This window comes from Chthoniobacterales bacterium (genome assembly GCA_018883245.1).
In the GTDB taxonomy this organism is placed as follows: domain Bacteria; phylum Verrucomicrobiota; class Verrucomicrobiia; order Chthoniobacterales; family JACTMZ01; genus JACTMZ01.
On the sequence record VEQL01000025.1, the window covers coordinates 19,934 to 38,151 of the forward strand.

Consider the following 18,218-nt stretch of genomic DNA (forward strand, 5'->3'; position numbering starts at 1 on the left):
CATCAAAGTTCAGTGACCGAATAGTGCCACTGAAACAACTGCCGTGTGGAAGACGGCAGGTTTGCCTTCGGCGGCATATCGTCAATCAGAAGTTGACCATCATCGTGGACAGGCTCTCCTTCCTGCTCGGCGATGTAAGTTTTTATCATTACGTCGGTGATGTTGACCGAGCTTACCGCCAAGTATCCCCTGCCCCAGAGATGTTTCCCCTGGCCGTTGCGGAGAGGCGCCCTGCCCGTTTTCACTCAAAGCACGCGGATGCGGAAATTCGTCGGTTCGATCCCTTGTCATTGGAATTGGCGAAAATGTTAATTTGGCCTGCGGCTCGGGCAGTTGTTGATCAGCGGGCCGGCGGGTAGGTTTTGCCAATATGCCGTTGTCAAAGCGCGTTGCGGGAGCAATGCACCCCAGTTCTATGTTTCACCGGCCATGCTTCGGGATTCCGTTATGCTTGGTTCCAACGCGGAGTCACGCTCGTCGAGGTGCTCGTCGTCGTGGCTGTTATCGCCCTATTGGCGGCTTTGCTGTTTCCGCTTGGTGCGCGAATGATGAAGTCTTCGGACATAGCCAGCGGTGTGGCGTCCAAGGCGGAGACAATCTTGCGGCCACGAATCATGTGCCCGGCACTGCCAGCAAGCCCTTTCTGCGGCGGGCACTTGGAAGCAGTCCAGCCGCGCCGGGCATCAAGCTTCCACGTATCGCCACACCGTGCCAGCAATCGGCTGTCATGGATCTCGATGCACAGCTGAAATTCATTGCCGGCACCCCGGTTGGGCCGGCCTTGCAACTTCTTCCGAACCCCCTGTATGGCGAGTGTCCGTGGCGCTTTATTTCGAGTGGCACGTGGAAACGCTTCCGGTCGGAGCCAACCACTACTCCGACAAATGTGGATAGTAGCGCTTGCCTGCCTCTCCCGCCTCAGCCGTAAATGCCAATTTCACTGCACAGACGTTCTCCGACGACCAACTTAAAGTGAAAACCGTTTTTTTTGTCTTACTCGCACTCTTTGTCGCGGGGGCGTGTCTTGCTGCGGACGAAAAAACAAACCTGCACTCGCCCTACCGACCGGGAGTAAATTCCGCGCCGCAACCGGTGAGCGAGGGAAAACTTCTCCGCCCGATGCGCTACCAGCCGGTCGATGGCGGGTTTTCCATCGCCAACGGGGAGGAAAGGTTCAACCGTCCGCTTTACATCGGGCATGACGGAGCTCGGCTGGATGCAGGGGACCGCCCGGAGTTCGCTCTTTATCTTCCGGGCAAGGGCGGGGTGTTGCGGTTGGGGCTGAGCGCGGGGGACAAGGCCCTCTGGTTGCAGGATGCGCGATCCGTCACAGCCACTTATGTGGAGGGGCGCATGGTCTATCGGATTTCGGACCCCCTGCTGGGGAGCGGATCTGTGCAAGTCGTGGCGGTGCCGGCGGCCGGAGTTCCCGGTGGCGCCGTGTTTCAGATTCTGCGGGAGGGCGGGGAGGAGGGAGTCGATTTGTTGTGGGGCTTCGGCGGTGCTACGGGGGTCGTCGATTTTCGGGGAGATATCGGCTATACGGACATCGCCTCGCATTTCCAGCTCCGGCCCGGGGATTGTGACGGGACAATACTGGCGGGCGACGAGAAACAATTCGTTTTGAAGCGCGGGAAGACGGAGGTTTCTGCAGCGTTTTCCGCGCCGGCGATTTTCCGGCCGGCGGACGCCGCTTTATGGGACAAGCCCGCTGATTTGAAGAATTCCCAAGGGGCGGAACAAATTGTGGCAGTCGGAGAACTTCCGATGAAGCCAGGCAAACCGATTTACCTGCTGCTCGCGAAAGGCGGTTCTTTGACGACCCGCGGAGAGGAGCTCGAAAGCCTTTTTCAGGAAAGTGTCGCCGCGAAGCAAACCGTGGCAGGGACGGTAACCGTCCGCACTCCGGACCCTTACGTCAATGCTCTCGTCCCGGCCCTGAATATTGCGGGGGACGCCCTGTGGGATGGGCAAGGGCGTTTTGCCCACGGGAATGTCGCTTGGAGAAGGAGCTACTTTGGCTGGCTGCCGGCTTATGCGGGAGATGCCTTGGGGCGGCATGACCGGACGCGCGAGCACACGCGCTTCGCGATCGCGCGGCAGTTGGCAGACCCCACGGAGAAAACGCCCGCGATGAGCTTCAAAAGCGACGGCTACTTCTATGAGGACTACGGCCGGATCTACAATTGGAACCCATCGGTGGCGGATGTGCTCATCCGGCATTTGGACTGGACCGGCGATCTGGAGTTCGCCCGTGAGATTTGGCCTGCTTTGAAAAAGCACCTCGCCCGTGAAAAGCGACTGTTCGGCCGGGACGGACTTTACGATGCCGTGGTGGCGATCTGGGCCAGCGACGCACTTTCATACAACGGAGGCGGAGTGACCCACACTTCGGCCTACAACTTTTTCCACAACAAAGCGGCGGCACAAATCGCTGCGGCGATCGGCGAGGACCCTGTTCCCTACGAGGAAGAATCGCGGCGCATTGCCGAAGCGATGCAGGAGCGCCTCTGGCTTCCCGAGTCGGGACGGTATGCGGAATACCGCGATACGGCTGGCCTGCAAAGGGCGCATACCGCCGCCGCACTCTGGACGGTTTATCATACCATCGATTCGGAGGTTCCCGATGCCTTCCAAGCTTGGATGGTGGCAGGTTCCCTCCGCACGGATTTTCCTCAGATTGCGGTAGAGGGACCCGGCGTTCCAGAAGGCGACTGGCGAATTACCTCGACGAGCATGTGGATGCCTTACGTCTGGTCGGTGAACGTTGTGGCCTCCGGGGAAATCTACCTCGCCGCGCTGGCTGCGTGGGAGGCGGGTCGCAGGGATTTGGCGTGGAGCTTGTTCATGGGCACTACGATCGAGGGCATGTTCCGTGGCATTTGCCCGGGTAACGTGGGAATGACCCTCAGCTTCGATGCCTACAATGGGGAAAAAATCCGTGATTTCGGCTTTATCGGAAACCTGAGTCGCACGGTCACCGAGGGACTTTTCGGTATCCGGCCGAATCTGCTGCAGGGGGAAGTGACATTGCGCCCCGGTTGGCCGGAAGATTGGGATTTTGCGGACTTCAAACATCCCTCGGTCGCGTTCGAATTCAAAAGAGAAGGTCAGACGGACACTTATCGAATTCGGTCTTCGTTCGGTCGACCTGTCAAAGTCCACCTTGTGGTGCCCGCACGCGGGGATGGCGTCACCGCGCAGATCGATGGAAAGAAGGTCGCTGTCCAGAACGAGCCAGATGCGATCGGAATGCCGATGGCCCGCATCGAGGTTCCGGAGTCCGTCGCCGGCGGGGAGATTGTTCTCACGTGGAGTGCCAAAGCGCCGTCTGTTTCCAGGGACGGCAGTGTGTGGCCGGATCCCTCCGGACCGCGTGTGCCGCCCCAAGCCATCGTTGCCAATGGAGAGGAATTCTGCGTGTCGACCGGCGACGCAACGCTTTTGCAAATCAAAGACCCACAGCAGGCGCTTGCCGATGTCTACCGCTGGAGCAAAGGTTTCACGGCGACGGTCGCGGGGCCACCCGGTCATCGGACCATTTTTGCCGAGGTGAACCAAGGCCAGTGGACTTGGTGGATGCCGGTGGAGTTCGAAATCCGTCCTGCTTTGGACATTGTGACGGAAGCCGACGGGCGCATGGTCCCACGCGATGAGAGCGGTGCGTTGCGTTTCCGCATCCGCAACAACACTTCCGGAAAAATCAAGACAACCGCGGCGCTTGCCACCGTCGATTGGAAAGGCAACCACGAGGTGGACATTCCGGGCGGGGGCGGGCTTTCCGAGGAGATTATCATCCCGGCAGGAAAGGCGCTGCCCGGCAGTCAGCCCGTCTCGGTGACAATCGCCGGGCGGACTGTCGAGGGGACTGTCGCGAACTGGGGGATTGCGGCCGAGGCCGACCGCTTCCGCATGATCCCCCTCCAGGGGATTTTCAACGCGCGTGTCACCGGGATGTTTGAAGATGGCAAATATGTCCGGAAAGATTTTCCGGCCGCCACCATGGAGAAGTTCGACCTCGCGGCACCCACGCCGGATGTGCCTGGGATCACGCTGTCCATTCCGACTTCCGGGCTGGGCGGTTGGTGTCATCCCGATGCCTGGAAAAAATTCCAGGAAGTCGGGGGCTTGAATGACAAGGGACTGAGGGACAAGGCGACTTCGCAGGGCGGGGTTTTCCGGTTGGCCAGCGGCGTTCCCTTCCAGATCCCGACGGGGAAGGACGCGCCGAACATCGCACTCACCAGCCAATGGGATGCCTACCCCGCGGAAATCACCATTCCGCTAAGCGGGACGGCCTCCCATGCCTATTTCCTCATGGCCGGTTCCACCTGGCACATGCAGAGCCGGTTTGAGAACGGGGCAATTATTGTCCAATACGCCGATGGGACAGAGACGCGCCTCGCGCTACGGAACCCGGAAACATGGTGGCCGGTGCACCGGGACTATTTTGTCGATGACTTCGCTTTCAAAATCGACGCACCACGTCCCCCGAGAATCAGGCTCGACACCGGAGAGGAGTATTTTGGTGCCACCCATTATGCCGGCGGCGCGCTTTCCCAGATCGAGTCTCATCTGATTTCCGGTGGCGCGGCCACTGTTCTGGATTTGCCGCTGGATCCCTCACGCGAATTGAAGTCCCTCACGCTGCGTGCCACGGCGAACGAGGTGGTCGTCGGGCTCATGGCCCTCACACTTGCCGAGTGATGGAGGGCCCGCTTCACCACTCCGGCAAAATCTTGTCCGGCACCATGGAGCGCTACTTCCGAAAATTGAGCAGGATCAAGTGTATCTGCGCCAGACGTCCGCCGAGACGCCCTTCTCTCTTTTGAATACTCGGCAAAAATCCTCGACGCTTTGAAAACCGCACTCCCGCGCCACCTGAACGAGCTTGTCATCGGTGTTCGCCAGAATCTCGCTGGCGCGCTCGATCTGGATTTGCTTCATGAGCCGGCGCGGGGAAACTCCGCGAAGTTTTTTGCAGATCAAACGCAAGTTGGCTCCGCTCATGTGGACGGCTTCTGCCACCTCTTCGACCAACGGATTGCGCGCGAGGTGGATGGAATACCAAGCCATGGCCCGCTCAAGCCGGTCCTCATCGCGCTGATGGTAAGGCAGGGAGGCTTGGAGTTTCTGGTCCTTGAGCACCATGAGGGAGAGCGTGAGCAGTGCGCGCTCGCAATGCATGGCGCTGAATTGGTTGGGCCGGCGGAAGTGCACCTCCAGACTTTTGGCCAAATCGATGACTTCGCCGCATTCTTTCGGGGTAAGCTTCACCGCGATAAAGTCGCGGGTTCCGAGCGCTTGTTTCACGGGCGGGGGAACACTCGAGAAGTGAAACGCCGCGCGAAGGCACTGCTTGCCATCGCCTCGCCATCCGTAGCTCGTTTTCGCTTTGAGGAGCCAAAGTGTCCGTTGCCGCAGGATGGGTTTCTCCATGTTCGAAAAAAAAGGCGCTGCCGCCCCCCGCGTCACCGCATAAAACTCCCAGTTCATGCGCGAGAAGAGAGGAACCGGGGATGTTGTGAAATTTCTTCGGCCAATGGCCACATACCGGAGCATCCCACCCGTATAGACCTGCCTCCTTTGTATCGTCAACCGGGTTGCGCCCGCCACGCAGACCGGCCAAAGGACGACTGGCTGCCTTTCCGTCGTGCCGCCGCGGAGGATCCGTCAAAGCCGTGAATTTCCTCCGGCGTCAAAACCCGGTCGGCCCCGGGAAAACCTGGAAGGTCGGCACGCTGACCTACACGGCCGGCGGTCTGGTCGTGCTCTTTTTCTGGCTCCTCCTCGGGGATTTTGCGTGGAGCATCAAGCAGCGCGCGGTGGATCCCGTTGCGCAGCTGCTGCTCAAAAAACACGAGGCTACCGACATTCTTGTTGGCATTTTGGTCGGGTCCGTTCCCTCCGCTCTGGGCATGCTGCTTGGACCGGTGGTCGGGGTGCTCTCCGACCGGCATCGCGGGCGGCGGGGACGAAGGATTCCGTTCCTGTTGCTACCGACACCCTTTGCGGCCCTGTCGATGGCGGGGGTGGCGTTCACACCTTTGATCGGACGATGGCTGAATACAGCACTCGGAGAGCATTCGCCCGGTGAAAACGCCTGCGTCGTCTTGGTCTTCGCCGTTTTCTGGGTCATTTTCGAGTTCGCCACCACCATCGCCAATGCGGTTTTCACCGCGCTGATCAACGACGTCGTTCCGCAGCAGTTGCTGGGCCGTTTCTTCGGGTTGTTTCGCGCTATCAGCCTGCTCGCCGGCATTCTCTTCAATCTCGTGTTGATGGGAAAAGCCGAGTCCCACTACATGGAAATTTTTCTGGGCCTGGGACTTTTCTACGGGATCGGCTTCACTGTCATGTGCCTCAAGGTCACAGAGGGTGACTACCCGCCGCCGCCTGAACGCGCGCCCAATCCCTGGCGGGGCATTTTGCAATACCTCAGGGAGTCTTTCACCCATCCCTACTATCTCTGGGTTTTTTTGGCGATGGCGCTGGCTATCCTTTCTTTCGGCCCGGTGAACTCCTTCAGCGTGTTTTACGCCCGCAGCATCGGAGTCGGTATGGATGATTACGGAAGGTATCTGGCCATCACCTACTTGGTGTCGCTGGTCATTTCGTATACGCTTGGATCATTGGCCGACCGCTTCCATCCCTTGCGCATGGCGATCGGTGCCATGGTCGGGTATGCACTCGTGGCCCTCTATGGCTGGATTTTCGCGCGAAGCCAGGGGACTTTCGCCGTCCTGTTCATTCTGCACGGAGTGCTCTCCGGCATCTATCTCACGGGAGCCGCATCGCTGGGCCAGAGGCTTTTTCCAAAAGCGCAGTTTGCTCAATTCGCGTCTGCGGCCGGCATCCTGGCCTCGGTGTGCTACATGATATTGCCTCCGGCGGTCGGGCTGGTTCTTGAAATGACCGGACACCAATATCATCTCACCTTCCTGATGGGCGGTCTGCTGGCGATTATCTCCGTCGCGGTTTTGTTGGTGGTCTACCGGAAGTTCCTCGCGCTCGGCGGAGACGCCGACTACGAGGCGCCAACCCCTTGAGAGTGAACCGTCGCCGATGGAGTGCGAAATTGTTAATTGTCTTTTCGGTGCGGTGGATTGATTTGCGGCATCAGTGCGCGGATCTTTGGCAGGCCCGCTAAAGGAGCGGCCAACGCACTCTCCGTCGATATGCCCCTCACCTTTCTGCATAAAGGAGCCCTGACCCGCGCCGGACTCATCCTCGCCGCGCCATTCCTGCTCAAGGCCCGCTCCTTGGCTGCCGAACCGGAAAAAAATCCGGCTCCCCATGATGGCAATCCCCTGCTGTTCCAAGTCACCGACCGCCGTCCGAATTTGATCGAGGCGCCATTGGTCAAACCTTGGAAAACTGTTCCGCTCAACGAACCTCATGGTGGATCGTGGGTTGTCACCGGCGATCTCGACGGGGATGGCGAAATCGAACTCGTCAGTGCCCGCGATTTGAGCTGGTGGACCGGACCTCACGACAAAGGCGGGACGCCGGTTCATCATGCCTGTTCCGTGGCTGTGCAGAAGCTTGACGGGACTTTGCTCTGGACTTGGGGCGAACCGGGAAAAGGAGAGAGGCAGGCCAAAAATGACGTGCCTTGCCAGGTCTACGATTGGAACGGGGACGGCAAAAACGAGGTTGTCGTCATCGGGTCGAAGGAACTCATGATTTTCGAGGGGGCCACCGGAAAACTGCTGCACTCATTTCCCATTCCGGCTTTTGCGAGTGACTGTGTCATCGCGGCGGATCTCACCGGAGATGGAAAGGCCGATGACTTCATCCTCAAGGACCGCTACTTCCAAATGTGGGGCATGCGTTCGGATGGAAAGATCCTCTGGGAATCTCCACGCACGGCTTTGATCGAGGGGCCTTTCCATCTCGGCCATCGCCCAACCTCAGTGGATGTCAACGGCGATGGGGCGAACGAGATTTTTGCCGGATTCTTCATGCTCAACCCCGATGGAACCCGGCTCTGGGATGCGGTTGGAACCAATCAGAAAAAAGTCATCGGTTGCCACATGGACGGAAGCGCGATCATTCGCACGGGCAGCCATCCCGATGACGTCCGCCTTGCTTTCACGTATTGCAGCGGAAGCGGAATAGGGTTGGTGGATGGTGCCGGCCAAATCCGCGCGGAGGTTACCGGCCCGCATTACGAATCGGTCAAAAGCGGGAACATTTTCCCCGGACGTCCCGCCCCCCATTTAGGAGTCGATATCGATCGTGCGCCCATGGCGATCGACCTCTTCGACGCGAATCTGGTCCTGCTCGGACGTTTGAATCTCGACTACGGAAGATTCTTCGGTCTGGTGGACTGGGACGGCGACGGCTTTGACGAACTGGCCAACGCCGACAACGGGGGCATCTACAACCACGAAGGCAAAAAAATCGCGGGGTTGGACTTGGGCGGAGACAAGGGTCGCTTTATCCAGGTTGCAGACCTAGACGGGGATGGCATCAGGGATTTGCTGGTGGTCGGTTCACGCATGGACAAAGTGTATTTGTTCAAAAACCATCACGGGGCCCCGGGCAAGGATGTCCTCCTTGGGACCGGAAAAAATTTCACCCACTACTAAAGTAAGGCCCCCGAATGTGAAGCTTATGAAACCACCTGTCCTTCGACCTCTCTTCCTCCTGATCCTTGCCGCACCGCTTCGTGCGGACGTCACGGTTTCCACGATGGCCGACATGCCGGCGGAGAATGTGGCCATCGCCGTTGGCACGGAGGAGAGCACGATGGCGGTCAACACACGGAATATGTCGAATACAGGGGGAGAGTATAAGGGAGTGGCCCAGTCTTTCCGCTGGAATCACGATGGCAAACTCACGGGCATCGGATTTTATCTGCATCCCGACCAGTCCAACTATCCCTGGCGATCTCACGAAACCCAAAGCTATGTGCTCACCATTCATGCAGGAGACGGCCCGTCGCTGGCGGCAGCTTCCCACGAACCCGTGGAGACACTTCACTTCACCATCCCGGGATCACAGATCAGCAATACCGGATCCAAATGGCTCTACTTGGAACTACGCGGAGTCGATCTGAAAAAGAACCAGTGGTATGGATTTCAAATCGGTCCGGACCTTGGAGCCACCGGAACCAACCGTCTGTTTTTCCAAATCTCCAACACTGACTACGAAGGCAATTCCCAAGCGCTCAATTTGGCCGAAACGCCAATACCCGCCGAGATCTCCTACTCCAATAATATGGGCCAAATAAAGGATCTCACCTTTTTCATGACCGCGGAATGACTTTCAGGACCCTTGTCCTGCATGCTCCCGGATTGCACGATCGCAGAGCAAGCGCCCAAACAACAAAGATCTGGCAGCTGAGGTTTTCGTCGCAGACATCCGCGATGCCTTGCAGATATCGGATGTTGCCGTGCCCGGATGGGCCTCGATCGTGCATCTGGCCGCGCTGGCCGGAGCAGGCGGCGATGGTCGCCACGGCTGCGGACGGCGGGATCGTCGGCTCCGCCATCGTCAAACAGGTGGAATTGAATTTGGAAAACCCGGCGCAGGCCGTCAAAGAATTCACGGCTCCGCTGATTGCGGCGGTAAAGAAATGAACCCACGCACGCGACATCTCACACACCTGCTGCCTCTTGTCATCGGCCTGCCGTGGCCGGTTCTCTGCGGAGCACAGCCTGCGGCTTTTCCCCCCGCACAATACAACGTGGTGTGGGACAGCCAGAGCGTGAATTCCTCGGAGTCGATGCCATGCGGTGGCGGAGACATCGGACTGAATGTGTGGGTCGAAAACGGCGACATTCTTTTCTACATCCAGCGCAGCGGCAGCCTGGCTGAGACCAACGAATACCTCAAACTCGGCCGCGTGCGGCTGCGGCTCGATCCGAATCCCTTCGCGGCGCAAAACCTCGGCTTCCGCCAGGAACTCAAACTGCGCGAGGGCTTCGTCGAGATCCATGGCAGCGCACCGGACGTGGATGGTGAAGCGCTCGCGGCCACCGTGCGAATCTGGGTGGAGGTGCACCGCCCGGTAATCCATCTCGAAGTGGATGCCAGCCGTGAAATCAATGCCACCGCCAGTTATGAAAACTGGCGGCTTGAGGACGAGATGATCCCCAACAACAGCCGGCGGCGCTCGTTTTTCTGTCTGGCCGACTATCCCGGGAAGGTGAAGCTCACCCGCGATCATGTGGCGCATGCCGATGGTGGCGTGATGTTCCACCATCGCAATCCCGGCGAGAACACGATCGTGGAAATGTTGCTCCGCCAGCAGGGACTTGAGGCATTCAGCAATGAAATCACCAATGACCTCCGCCACCGCACCTTCGGCGGCATCATGGTGGGCGAGGGATTTCAAGCAGCCGGCGAGGAGGATGGCAAATACCAGACCGCCGCCTTCCGAGCGTGGAAACTCCGTTCGGAACAACCCGCGCGCCGTCATCACCTGCGTGTCGTCACGCACATCGCCCAGACCGAGACGCTGGAGGCCTGGAAAGATGGCCTGCTCGCCACCGCAGCCGCGTCCGCCGGCGATCCCTCCGAGGCGCGGGCCAGGACTCGGGCATGGTGGGCCGCTTTCTGGGACCGCAGTTGGCTCGTCATCCAGCCCTCCAAGCAGGATCCGTCCGACAGGGCCTGGCGCGTGGGCCGCAACTATGCGCTGTTCCGCTATCAACTCGGCTGCAACGCCTTTGGCGAATACCCCACCAAGTTCAACGGTGGAAACTTCACCTACGATGCCAATCTCGTTGGCGGCAAGGCCGCCACCTTCGGTCCGGACTGGCGCGACTGGGGCGGCGGCGTGTTCACCGCTCAAAACCAGCGGTTGCTTCATTGGCCGATGCTCAAGGCCGGTGACTTCGACGCCATCCTCCCGCAGTTCGAACTCTACCGCAAGGCGCTGCCCGGCGCGCGGGCCCGCGTGCGCGCTCACTTCGGCCACGACGGCGCGGTCTATAGCGAATACATCGGCGTGCCGGGACTGGCACTGGGATCCGGCTACGGCTGGGAAAGCGGCAAACGCAAGCGCGGCACCGAGGTCCCATTCGGCGATCCGCGCGCCGACGCCAGCCGCGGCTACAACGACTTCGTTGAAAAAGGCGTGATGGCCAACGACGCGATCTCCTACCACTGGGAATCACAGTTGGAACATGCGTGGATGATGCTCGAATACCACCGCTTCAGCGGTGCGGACATTTCCCAATACATGCCATTCATCGAAGAGGCCGTGATCTTTTTCGACGAACATTATCGCAAGCGCGAAAAAATGCGCTCCGGCCGCGAACTCGACGCCGACAACCGCCTCGTGATCCACCCCTCGACCGCCTGCGAATCCTACCGCGGCGCGAAGAACCCCGCTGACGTCATCGCCGGCTTGCAGGCCTGCCTCGAGGCCATGCTGCGCCTCGATCCATCGCTGCTCAAGCTGCGCGATGCGAATTACTACCGCGCTTTGCTCAAAACCCTGCCGCCCTTCAGCTACGGTGAGGTCAAAGGCGAGCGCATCTTCAAGCCGGCCAACAGCTGGAAACGCTACCAAAACGTGGAATGCCCGCAGTTCTATCCACTCTTCCCGTTCGACCGCTTCAATCTGTTGGGAAGAGACCGCGATCACCTCGGAATTTTCCGCAGCACTTGGAAGCACGGCGAATTTCCCAAGGACAACATAATCAGTTGGCACCAGGACGGCATCTTCTTCGCCCGCATGGGACTGACCGCCGAGGCCGCGGACTTCAACGCGCGCAAGCTCGATGACAGCCCGCGCCGTTTCCCCACCTTCTGGGGACCCGGCCACGACTGGGTGCCCGATCACAACTGGGGCGGCAGCGGCATGATCGGCCTGCAGGAAATGCTCATGCAGACCATAGGGGACGAGATCCGCCTGCTGCCCGCATGGCCGGCGGAGTGGGATGTCGATTTCAAACTCCACGCACCACGCCAGACCACCGTCGAAGGGCGGGTGCGCTCCGGCAAACTCATCGACGTGAAAGTCACGCCCGAGTCCCGCCGCAGGGATCTGGTGATCGGCGGCTGAAACGGTTGGATCTACCGATCCAGCCAGTCCCCGCCGGTGATTCTGCGGCTTTCAGCCACCGCGCCGAGCCATTCCCAGAACCCATGCCTCGCGTTGCGAACCATCCAGCAGCGTTGCCAGCACGCGGACGCGGGGTATTCCGCTCCTTCAAAGGCATCGAGCGCTTCCATCAACTCCGCGGACACTTGATAGATATCGCCGATGATTTCACCCGCCTTATCATCGAGAACAAGCCCCGGATACCAGTCGATCTGATAGAGCCTTCCTCTCGCCGTGGCCGGCGCCACAAACTCCGCGCCCGCCATGCGGAAGTGGTTCGATCCGCCGCGGCGCACCGTGCCATAAGACAAAGGCCTCGTCAGCGAGCGCAATCATCTCAACTCTGCGGCTTGTGGACGGCCTCGAAGGCCACGCACAACGGGTCTTCCACAAACCGGTGCCGCGCGAGGTGGTGATCCGATTCGATCAGCCGTGGGATGGAAACACCTGCGGTGAAGGCGTCATCTTCAAAGACGGAGCCCTCTACCAGCACTCGCTCGGCGCAGTTTTATAGCAATGTTATCCGCCCCTACCACCGTGCCCCCCATATCTATCCCGGGATGCCCGGTATGTATGACGATCGCGGGACGTCCGCAGAGCCCTTCCCCCCGCTTTGGACTTTCTGCCGGATGTCGAACTCCGCCGGAAACAGGTCAAAGTTCTTTGTAGATAGCATTGACCTTCGGCTTTGACCACGAGCCAGGCGCCTGAAAAATACCTAAACGCGCAAGACCCTGTTTCTAAACAGCGTGAAGGAAAAGGACGTAAATGGAATGTGCCGATGGCGGCTTGCACCTCCAGGCTAGGCGGCATAGGGTATTTCCGCGCCATTTGGGTGCGCCCACAACTTCACCATGCAGATACCTCTCTTTACACGCATCCCATGGGATCGCGTCAACTGGACCACCAGCATCTTTCTTGCGGTCATCAACACCCTGGCCCTGACCGCCGTTCCTCTTTACCTTTGGCATTACGGGTTGGACTGGTTTCAGGTCGCACTTTTCCTGTTTTTCTACATCGCGACCGGGCTGAGCATCACCCTCGGCTACCACCGCCTCTTCTCGCATCTCTCTTTCAGAGCCAGAACACCGGTAAAATTCGCCACCTTGGTTTTTGGCGCGTGCGCCTTCGAGAACTCCGCCCTGGACTGGTCGTCCGACCATCGCAAGCACCACAAACACGTGGACCACGAAGACGACCCTTACGATATCTCGAAGGGCTTCATGTGGGCGCACATCGGCTGGCTGCTTTTCAAACTCGGCCCGGAGCAACCGATGGATAACGTCAATGACCTCAAGCGCGATCCTCTGGTAATGTGGCAGCATCGGTGGTGCATTCCCATGGCCTTTGCAATGGGCTTCGGACTCCCCGCTCTCGCCGGCTACCTCTGGAACGGGCCCGCCGGAGCTTTGGGGGGATTTCTCCTTGCCGGCGTCTTCCGCGTGTTCGCCGTGCAGCACTGCACATTCTTCATCAATTCGCTTTGCCACACGATCGGCAAGCAGCCGTATTCCACAAAATGCAGCGCGCGCGACAGTGCCATCATGGCGCTTTTCACGTTTGGCGAGGGTTACCACAACTTCCACCACGAGTTTCAGCACGATTACCGCAACGGCGTGAAGTCCACCAATTTCGATCCGACGAAGTGGTCGATATGGCTGCTTGAAAAAGTCGGGCTGGTGAGCGATCTGCGTCGCGTCCCGGAGGAAAAGATCCTGCTGGCGGAAATGAAGGAGACGCGCCGCCGAGCCGACCTTCAATTTGACGACAAGAATGCCGTTGCAACCGTTTTCGGCCACCAGGTGCAGGAGACCCTTCACCATCTCAGCGAGCGTCTCGCGGCAAATTATGCGGCACTCGAGAAAGCCATGACCGAACAAGCCGAGGTTTCTCGAAAAGCGATCGAAAGCTGGCGCAAAGAAACCCGCGAGTTTGCCGCGCTGCTGGCGGACCTCGATCGACGACTGCCGGATCCGGCCTAAATTTCAACCACCTGCCCGGGAGGAGGCACCAAGACCTCCGTGTTCGGGCAAACTCTCGGGATCTCCCGCGCGAACCAAGCCACCGCCGGCGGGTCACCGTGCACGAGGATGATCTTCTTCGGTTGCACGCGCCGGGCGTAATCCAGAAGATGTTCGCGCGTCGCGTGGGCGCTCAGGGTGAACTCGTCGACTTTGCACCTCCGCCTCACCGGACGCCGACGCGCATCGAGCACCACGTCCGCCCCCTCGGGAGCGGATCGCAGCAAGCCTGCAGGGGACTTCGGGTCGGAGAACCCCACGAACATGCAATGCGCGGAAGGATTTTCGAGGATCCGCGGAGCAAGGGTATTGGACAGCGTATTTTCGGTCATCATGCCGCTCGACACCGCATAAACCGTTCGGGGAATTACCGGAAGCTGGGAGATGTCCTGCCCACCCACGACTTCCATCGGCAGGCATGCTGCCAATTTGAGATCCCCATGCTGCCGCGGGGAACTTCCCCGCAGTCGGTCCGTCGCAGCTGTGATCTTCGCGCCGAGGCCGCCCACATAAAGCCCGAATCCGCCACGCAAAGCGCCTGTCTTTTTGCCCTCGTAAAGCAGCGCCAGCAACTCCTGGGTCTTGCCGAGGGCGAACACCGGAATGAGCACCGGCGCCCCCGCATCGAGGGCAGATTGCAGCGTCGCCAAGAAGCGCTGCTCCTCGCTCTTGCGCGTGAAACCTTGCGGAACCGGGCTGTCTCCGCGCGTCGTCTCCATGATGAGAACGTCGATGTTCTCCTCGGGAAACTTGGCCCCGCGCATGAGAGTCTGGTCCTCGAAGTTCACATCCCCTGTGTAGAACACCCGCCTCCCCTCCGCCCTGATCAGCACGCCGACAGAGCCGAGGATGTGCCCCGCGTCGAAAAACTCGCATGTGAGCCCCCTGGAGTCCGGACCCGCGCGCTCCCCCGCAACATCGAAACGCGCCGAGAGCGGCACAATGCGCCAGTCATCAACCAGACGCTCGACTTCGCGGTGCGAGAAGAGCGGGTAATCCACAACCCCGGATTCTTCGCGCTGCCGCATCATGACATTGACGGAGTTGTGGAGCATCACGTCGGAAAGCGCGGCGGTTGCCTCCGTCATGAAAACCGGTTTCCCGGGCGCCTGGCGCATGGCAAGCGGCACACAGCCCACGTGATCCTGATGGGCGTGCGTGAGCACCAGCGCGTCGAAACCTTTTCCGCCCAAAAGCCGGAAATCCGGCGTGGCGGCGGCGCCCATTTCGCGGGGATGCATTCCGGCGTCGAGCAAAACGCGCGATCCCTCTGCTTCGATCAGGTAGCAATTCGCGCCGATTTCTTCGGCGCGCGTGAGGTTGGTGAATTTCATGGCTTGCGCGGACTCGACGTTCCTCCCAGCGCACGACTCGTCCACCCGGCGAATAATCCGAGCATCATGGTGATGACACTCGGGACCAGCGGCAAGCTTACGCGAGCACCGGAGAACAATCCGAGCGAAAGGAGGAGAAAAAACATGAGCCCGAAAATCATGGCGAAGATTCCGGCGCGGCGCGTGCGAAGCGATGCAAAGCGTGCCAGTAGCGTCCCCGCGAGCGCCACTGCAGGCACAAACCACCAGCCCGGCAGCAGGAACATCTGGCCGTGCCGCACGGCCTCCCACGACGAGCCCCACATCTCCACCGACGTGGCCGGCGCCCTGCCCTCGCCTGATACGCGCATAACGTCGCTGGTGGCTCGTGCCAAAACCAAAAGAAATCCCTTGAACGGAGACGTGCCGCCCTCGCGTTCGAATCTTTCGGACGCCACAAGCAACTCATTCATCGTGATGACACGCGGCGCTTCCGGATAAAACCATCCGCCCCCGGAGTGGTCGATGCCGAGCGCACCCCTCGGGCCTATCACGCTATCCGCCGAGACTGTTATCGCGTCCGTCCGCAAGCTCTGCGCCGAAGCCCAAGCGAGAACAAGAAACGAGGGCACGGTGTTTTCTCCGCTGCGGGCGACAATCTGGATTCGCATGGGGCCGGCCTTTGCCGCGGGAGGCGACAAGAAGCCGCGGGGAGAAACTCCGTGTTTTTTCGCCGTGAGGCCGCGGATCTCCGGCCAACCTGCTGCCGGCTCGCCAGCCAGCGGTGTCCAACCTTCTCCCGGGGCCTCGTTTTCCGGATAGCCGGCAAAAACTCTCAGCCCCCTCGCCGCCTCGAGCATGCGGCGCGGATCGCCCGGCAAACTCACCACTCCTGCTGCAGCCGCCCCGAGCTTGGACGCAGCCCGCGCAAAGAGAGCCCCGTCGAGCATGCCCAGGCCGTCGGTGCCCGCGAGTTTGGCCGCCTCATCGTCAAAGAGCACGATCGCCAACGGCGGAAGGCCGGCAGTGTGCAAACTGTCATTCGCTGACAACCACGCGACAAAAGGTCTTTCCGCCGCGTTGAAAGTTCCCCGCCACCATTCGTGCTGCAGCCAAGCGGCAGCCCCCGCCAATAGCACGCCAATGACAACGAAAGTTTTCGCGCTCATCTTAAGGCCTCCGCGCGCACCTTCTCGTAGCAGGCAACAAGTTCCGTGATATGCCGCTCCGGACGGAACCGGGCGTCCCAGACCTCGAACGCGCGCCTGCCCATCGAACGCAAACGCGCGGGATCATCGAGCAACCCGAGCACTGTGTCGCGAAAGACCGCACGCTCCCCGAAAGGCACAATCACTCCGGTTTCCCCGTCCGCCAGCCATTCGCGTATTCCGGGCGTGTCAAAAGCCACGACCGGCTTTCCGTGCGCCATGGCGGCAAGACCATCGAGCCCGAGAGGCTCATTCCAAAGAACCGGCATAATGACCATGGATGATTCGCGGTAAAGCAGGCTCCATTGCGCGGGTGTGGGTTCGCCGACGATGCGCACGCGCTCGCCGAGTCCGCGCCTCCGCACATGCGCCTCGAGCAGGTCTTTTTCCCCTCCTCCGCCCGCGAAAACAAGCTGAACATCGCGCGGGAGTTGCCGCAGCATGCGCACGACCATCCACACCCCCTTGTGTCCGAGCAAACCGCCGACGTGCAAAATGGACCGAACCATTCCTCCCGGCGACGCGCCGCGGGACGGCGGTGCGGGCGCGCACGGCGGGAGGCTCACAATGCGCTCCGCGGGAATTCCATTGGCAACCAACTGATTGCGCAAGGCACTGCTCATAACTTGGAGAGCATTGACGTTGCGCAACGCTCCCAAACTTCGACTCACGGCGCGGTAGCGGAGGAAATCAACCACGGGATTCCCCGAGCCGCACCCGTTGACGAAATGCGAAAGACAGCAAGCACGGCCGTGGACACGGTTACAGTGCCGCGGCGGATGATCGAGGGTCAGGCGCCGTCCGGAGCAATAAAAGTCGTGGTTGTGCACGAAACGCACCGTGGGACATCGCGCAGCGAGCCAACCATCCAAGAACGTGTTGCCCACGCCGTGCAACTGGATGATATGCGGGGAGAAATCCTCGATAATGGCTTCAAGCCGCAGGGCACTGCGCTCGTGCGGAAGGGAACGCCCGTCCAGATCGTCGAAAATATAACCGGTGCCATCGAACTTGCCGCCTTCGCGGCCATGCACGAGCGCCACCTCATGCCCGGCACCTCCCAAACGTCGAGCTGTGTCGATGACCAGCCTGTTCATGCCGCCACCGAGCGGCACGGCAGAGCGGTTGAAAAAGAGCACGCGCATCGGTTAGTCGTTGTCTGCAAGCAAACTTTTCGCGTGCTCGATCGCCGACTTGCTGTCCTGTCCACCCAGCATGCGCGCCAATTCGGCTACGCGTTGCTTGCCGTCCAGCTCTGTGACCGACGTGATGGTGCGCTGTCCGTCGAATTGCTTGGCCACGGCGAATTGACGGTGAGCCGACGCGGCGACCTGCGGCAAATGGGTGATGCAAAGGACTTGATGAGCGCCGGCCAGCGCGCGCATTTTGCGGCCGACTTTCACCGCAACCTCCCCGCCGACATTGGCGTCGATCTCGTCGAAAACGAGGAGCGGAACGCCATCTTGTCCGGCCAGCACCGTCTTGAGGGCGAGCATCACCCGGGAAATTTCGCCGCTGGAAGCAATGGCTCGCAGCGGCTTTGGCGGCTCCCCCGGATTCGGGGCGAATTCGAATTCCGCCAACTCGGCCCCCGTAGGACGCCGCGCGGGAAACA

13 protein-coding genes and 1 pseudogene are annotated in these 18,218 nt (G+C 60.2%); 8 read left to right on the forward strand and 6 right to left on the reverse strand.

What is annotated here, in order from left to right:
- Positions 1 to 80: 80 nt before the first annotated feature.
- A pseudogene (locus FGM15_09280) lies at positions 81 to 209 on the reverse strand (IS200/IS605 family transposase).
- A gap of 153 nt (positions 210 to 362) precedes the next feature.
- Between FGM15_09280 and FGM15_09285 the strand changes: the two are divergent.
- Together FGM15_09285 and FGM15_09290 are read left to right on the forward strand one after the other, a co-directional pair.
- Positions 363 to 749 carry a prepilin-type N-terminal cleavage/methylation domain-containing protein gene (locus FGM15_09285; protein MBU3666050.1) on the forward strand — a complete coding sequence of 129 codons (387 nt, stop codon included), beginning with the start codon at positions 363 to 365 and terminating at the stop codon, positions 747 to 749.
- Positions 750 to 972: 223 nt separating this feature from the next.
- Positions 973 to 4,707: a DUF4450 domain-containing protein gene (locus FGM15_09290; protein ID MBU3666051.1), complete on the forward strand. Its 3,735-nt coding sequence runs from the start codon at positions 973 to 975 to the stop codon at positions 4,705 to 4,707.
- Between the two features lie 75 nt (positions 4,708 to 4,782).
- Here FGM15_09290 and FGM15_09295 read toward each other — a convergent pair whose 3' ends face one another.
- Positions 4,783 to 5,562: a helix-turn-helix transcriptional regulator gene (locus FGM15_09295; protein ID MBU3666052.1), complete on the reverse strand. Its 780-nt coding sequence runs from the start codon at positions 5,560 to 5,562 to the stop codon at positions 4,783 to 4,785.
- A gap of 119 nt (positions 5,563 to 5,681) precedes the next feature.
- Here FGM15_09295 and FGM15_09300 point away from each other — a divergent pair, with 119 nt between their 5' ends.
- The 5 genes from FGM15_09300 (at position 5,682) to FGM15_09320 (ending at position 12,022) form a co-directional block, all read left to right on the forward strand.
- The gene (locus FGM15_09300) at positions 5,682 to 7,049 is read left to right on the forward strand and encodes an MFS transporter (protein ID MBU3666053.1); all 1,368 of its coding nucleotides are present in this window, start codon (positions 5,682 to 5,684) and stop codon (positions 7,047 to 7,049) included.
- A 129-nt stretch (positions 7,050 to 7,178) separates the two neighbouring features.
- Positions 7,179 to 8,594: a hypothetical protein gene (locus FGM15_09305; GenBank protein ID MBU3666054.1), complete on the forward strand. Its 1,416-nt coding sequence runs from the start codon at positions 7,179 to 7,181 to the stop codon at positions 8,592 to 8,594.
- 25 nt (positions 8,595 to 8,619) lie between these two features.
- A complete protein-coding gene (locus FGM15_09310; GenBank protein ID MBU3666055.1) occupies positions 8,620 to 9,270 on the forward strand; it encodes a hypothetical protein in 651 nt (216 codons plus the stop codon).
- The gene (locus FGM15_09315; GenBank protein ID MBU3666056.1) at positions 9,267 to 9,587 is read left to right on the forward strand and encodes a hypothetical protein; all 321 of its coding nucleotides are present in this window, start codon (positions 9,267 to 9,269) and stop codon (positions 9,585 to 9,587) included. The genes FGM15_09310 and FGM15_09315 overlap by 4 nt, the downstream gene beginning before the upstream one ends.
- The gene (locus FGM15_09320) at positions 9,584 to 12,022 is read left to right on the forward strand and encodes a hypothetical protein (protein MBU3666057.1); all 2,439 of its coding nucleotides are present in this window, start codon (positions 9,584 to 9,586) and stop codon (positions 12,020 to 12,022) included. The genes FGM15_09315 and FGM15_09320 overlap by 4 nt, the downstream gene beginning before the upstream one ends.
- 11 nt (positions 12,023 to 12,033) lie before the next feature.
- Here the strand turns inward: FGM15_09320 and FGM15_09325 are convergent, their stop codons facing one another.
- Positions 12,034 to 12,393 carry a gamma-glutamylcyclotransferase gene (locus FGM15_09325; protein ID MBU3666058.1) on the reverse strand — a complete coding sequence of 120 codons (360 nt, stop codon included), beginning with the start codon at positions 12,391 to 12,393 and terminating at the stop codon, positions 12,034 to 12,036.
- 522 nt (positions 12,394 to 12,915) lie between these two features.
- On the opposite strand from FGM15_09325, the gene FGM15_09330 reads away from it, so the two are divergent.
- Complete coding sequence (locus FGM15_09330; GenBank protein MBU3666059.1) at positions 12,916 to 14,043, forward strand: acyl-CoA desaturase; 1,128 nt, start codon at positions 12,916 to 12,918, stop codon at positions 14,041 to 14,043.
- Here FGM15_09330 and FGM15_09335 read toward each other — a convergent pair.
- From FGM15_09335 to FGM15_09345, 3 genes are read right to left on the reverse strand one after another with little or no spacing between them, the layout of a single operon-like run.
- Complete coding sequence (locus tag FGM15_09335) at positions 14,040 to 15,416, reverse strand: MBL fold metallo-hydrolase (protein MBU3666060.1); 1,377 nt, start codon at positions 15,414 to 15,416, stop codon at positions 14,040 to 14,042. The two genes, FGM15_09330 and FGM15_09335, sit on opposite strands and share 4 nt — an antisense overlap.
- A complete protein-coding gene (locus FGM15_09340) occupies positions 15,413 to 16,564 on the reverse strand; it encodes a hypothetical protein (protein MBU3666061.1) in 1,152 nt (383 codons plus the stop codon). Before FGM15_09340 ends, FGM15_09335 begins: the two co-directional genes overlap by 4 nt.
- Complete coding sequence (locus FGM15_09345) at positions 16,561 to 17,748, reverse strand: glycosyltransferase family 4 protein (protein MBU3666062.1); 1,188 nt, start codon at positions 17,746 to 17,748, stop codon at positions 16,561 to 16,563. The genes FGM15_09340 and FGM15_09345 overlap by 4 nt, the downstream gene beginning before the upstream one ends.
- Between the last annotated feature and the right edge of the window lie 470 nt (positions 17,749 to 18,218).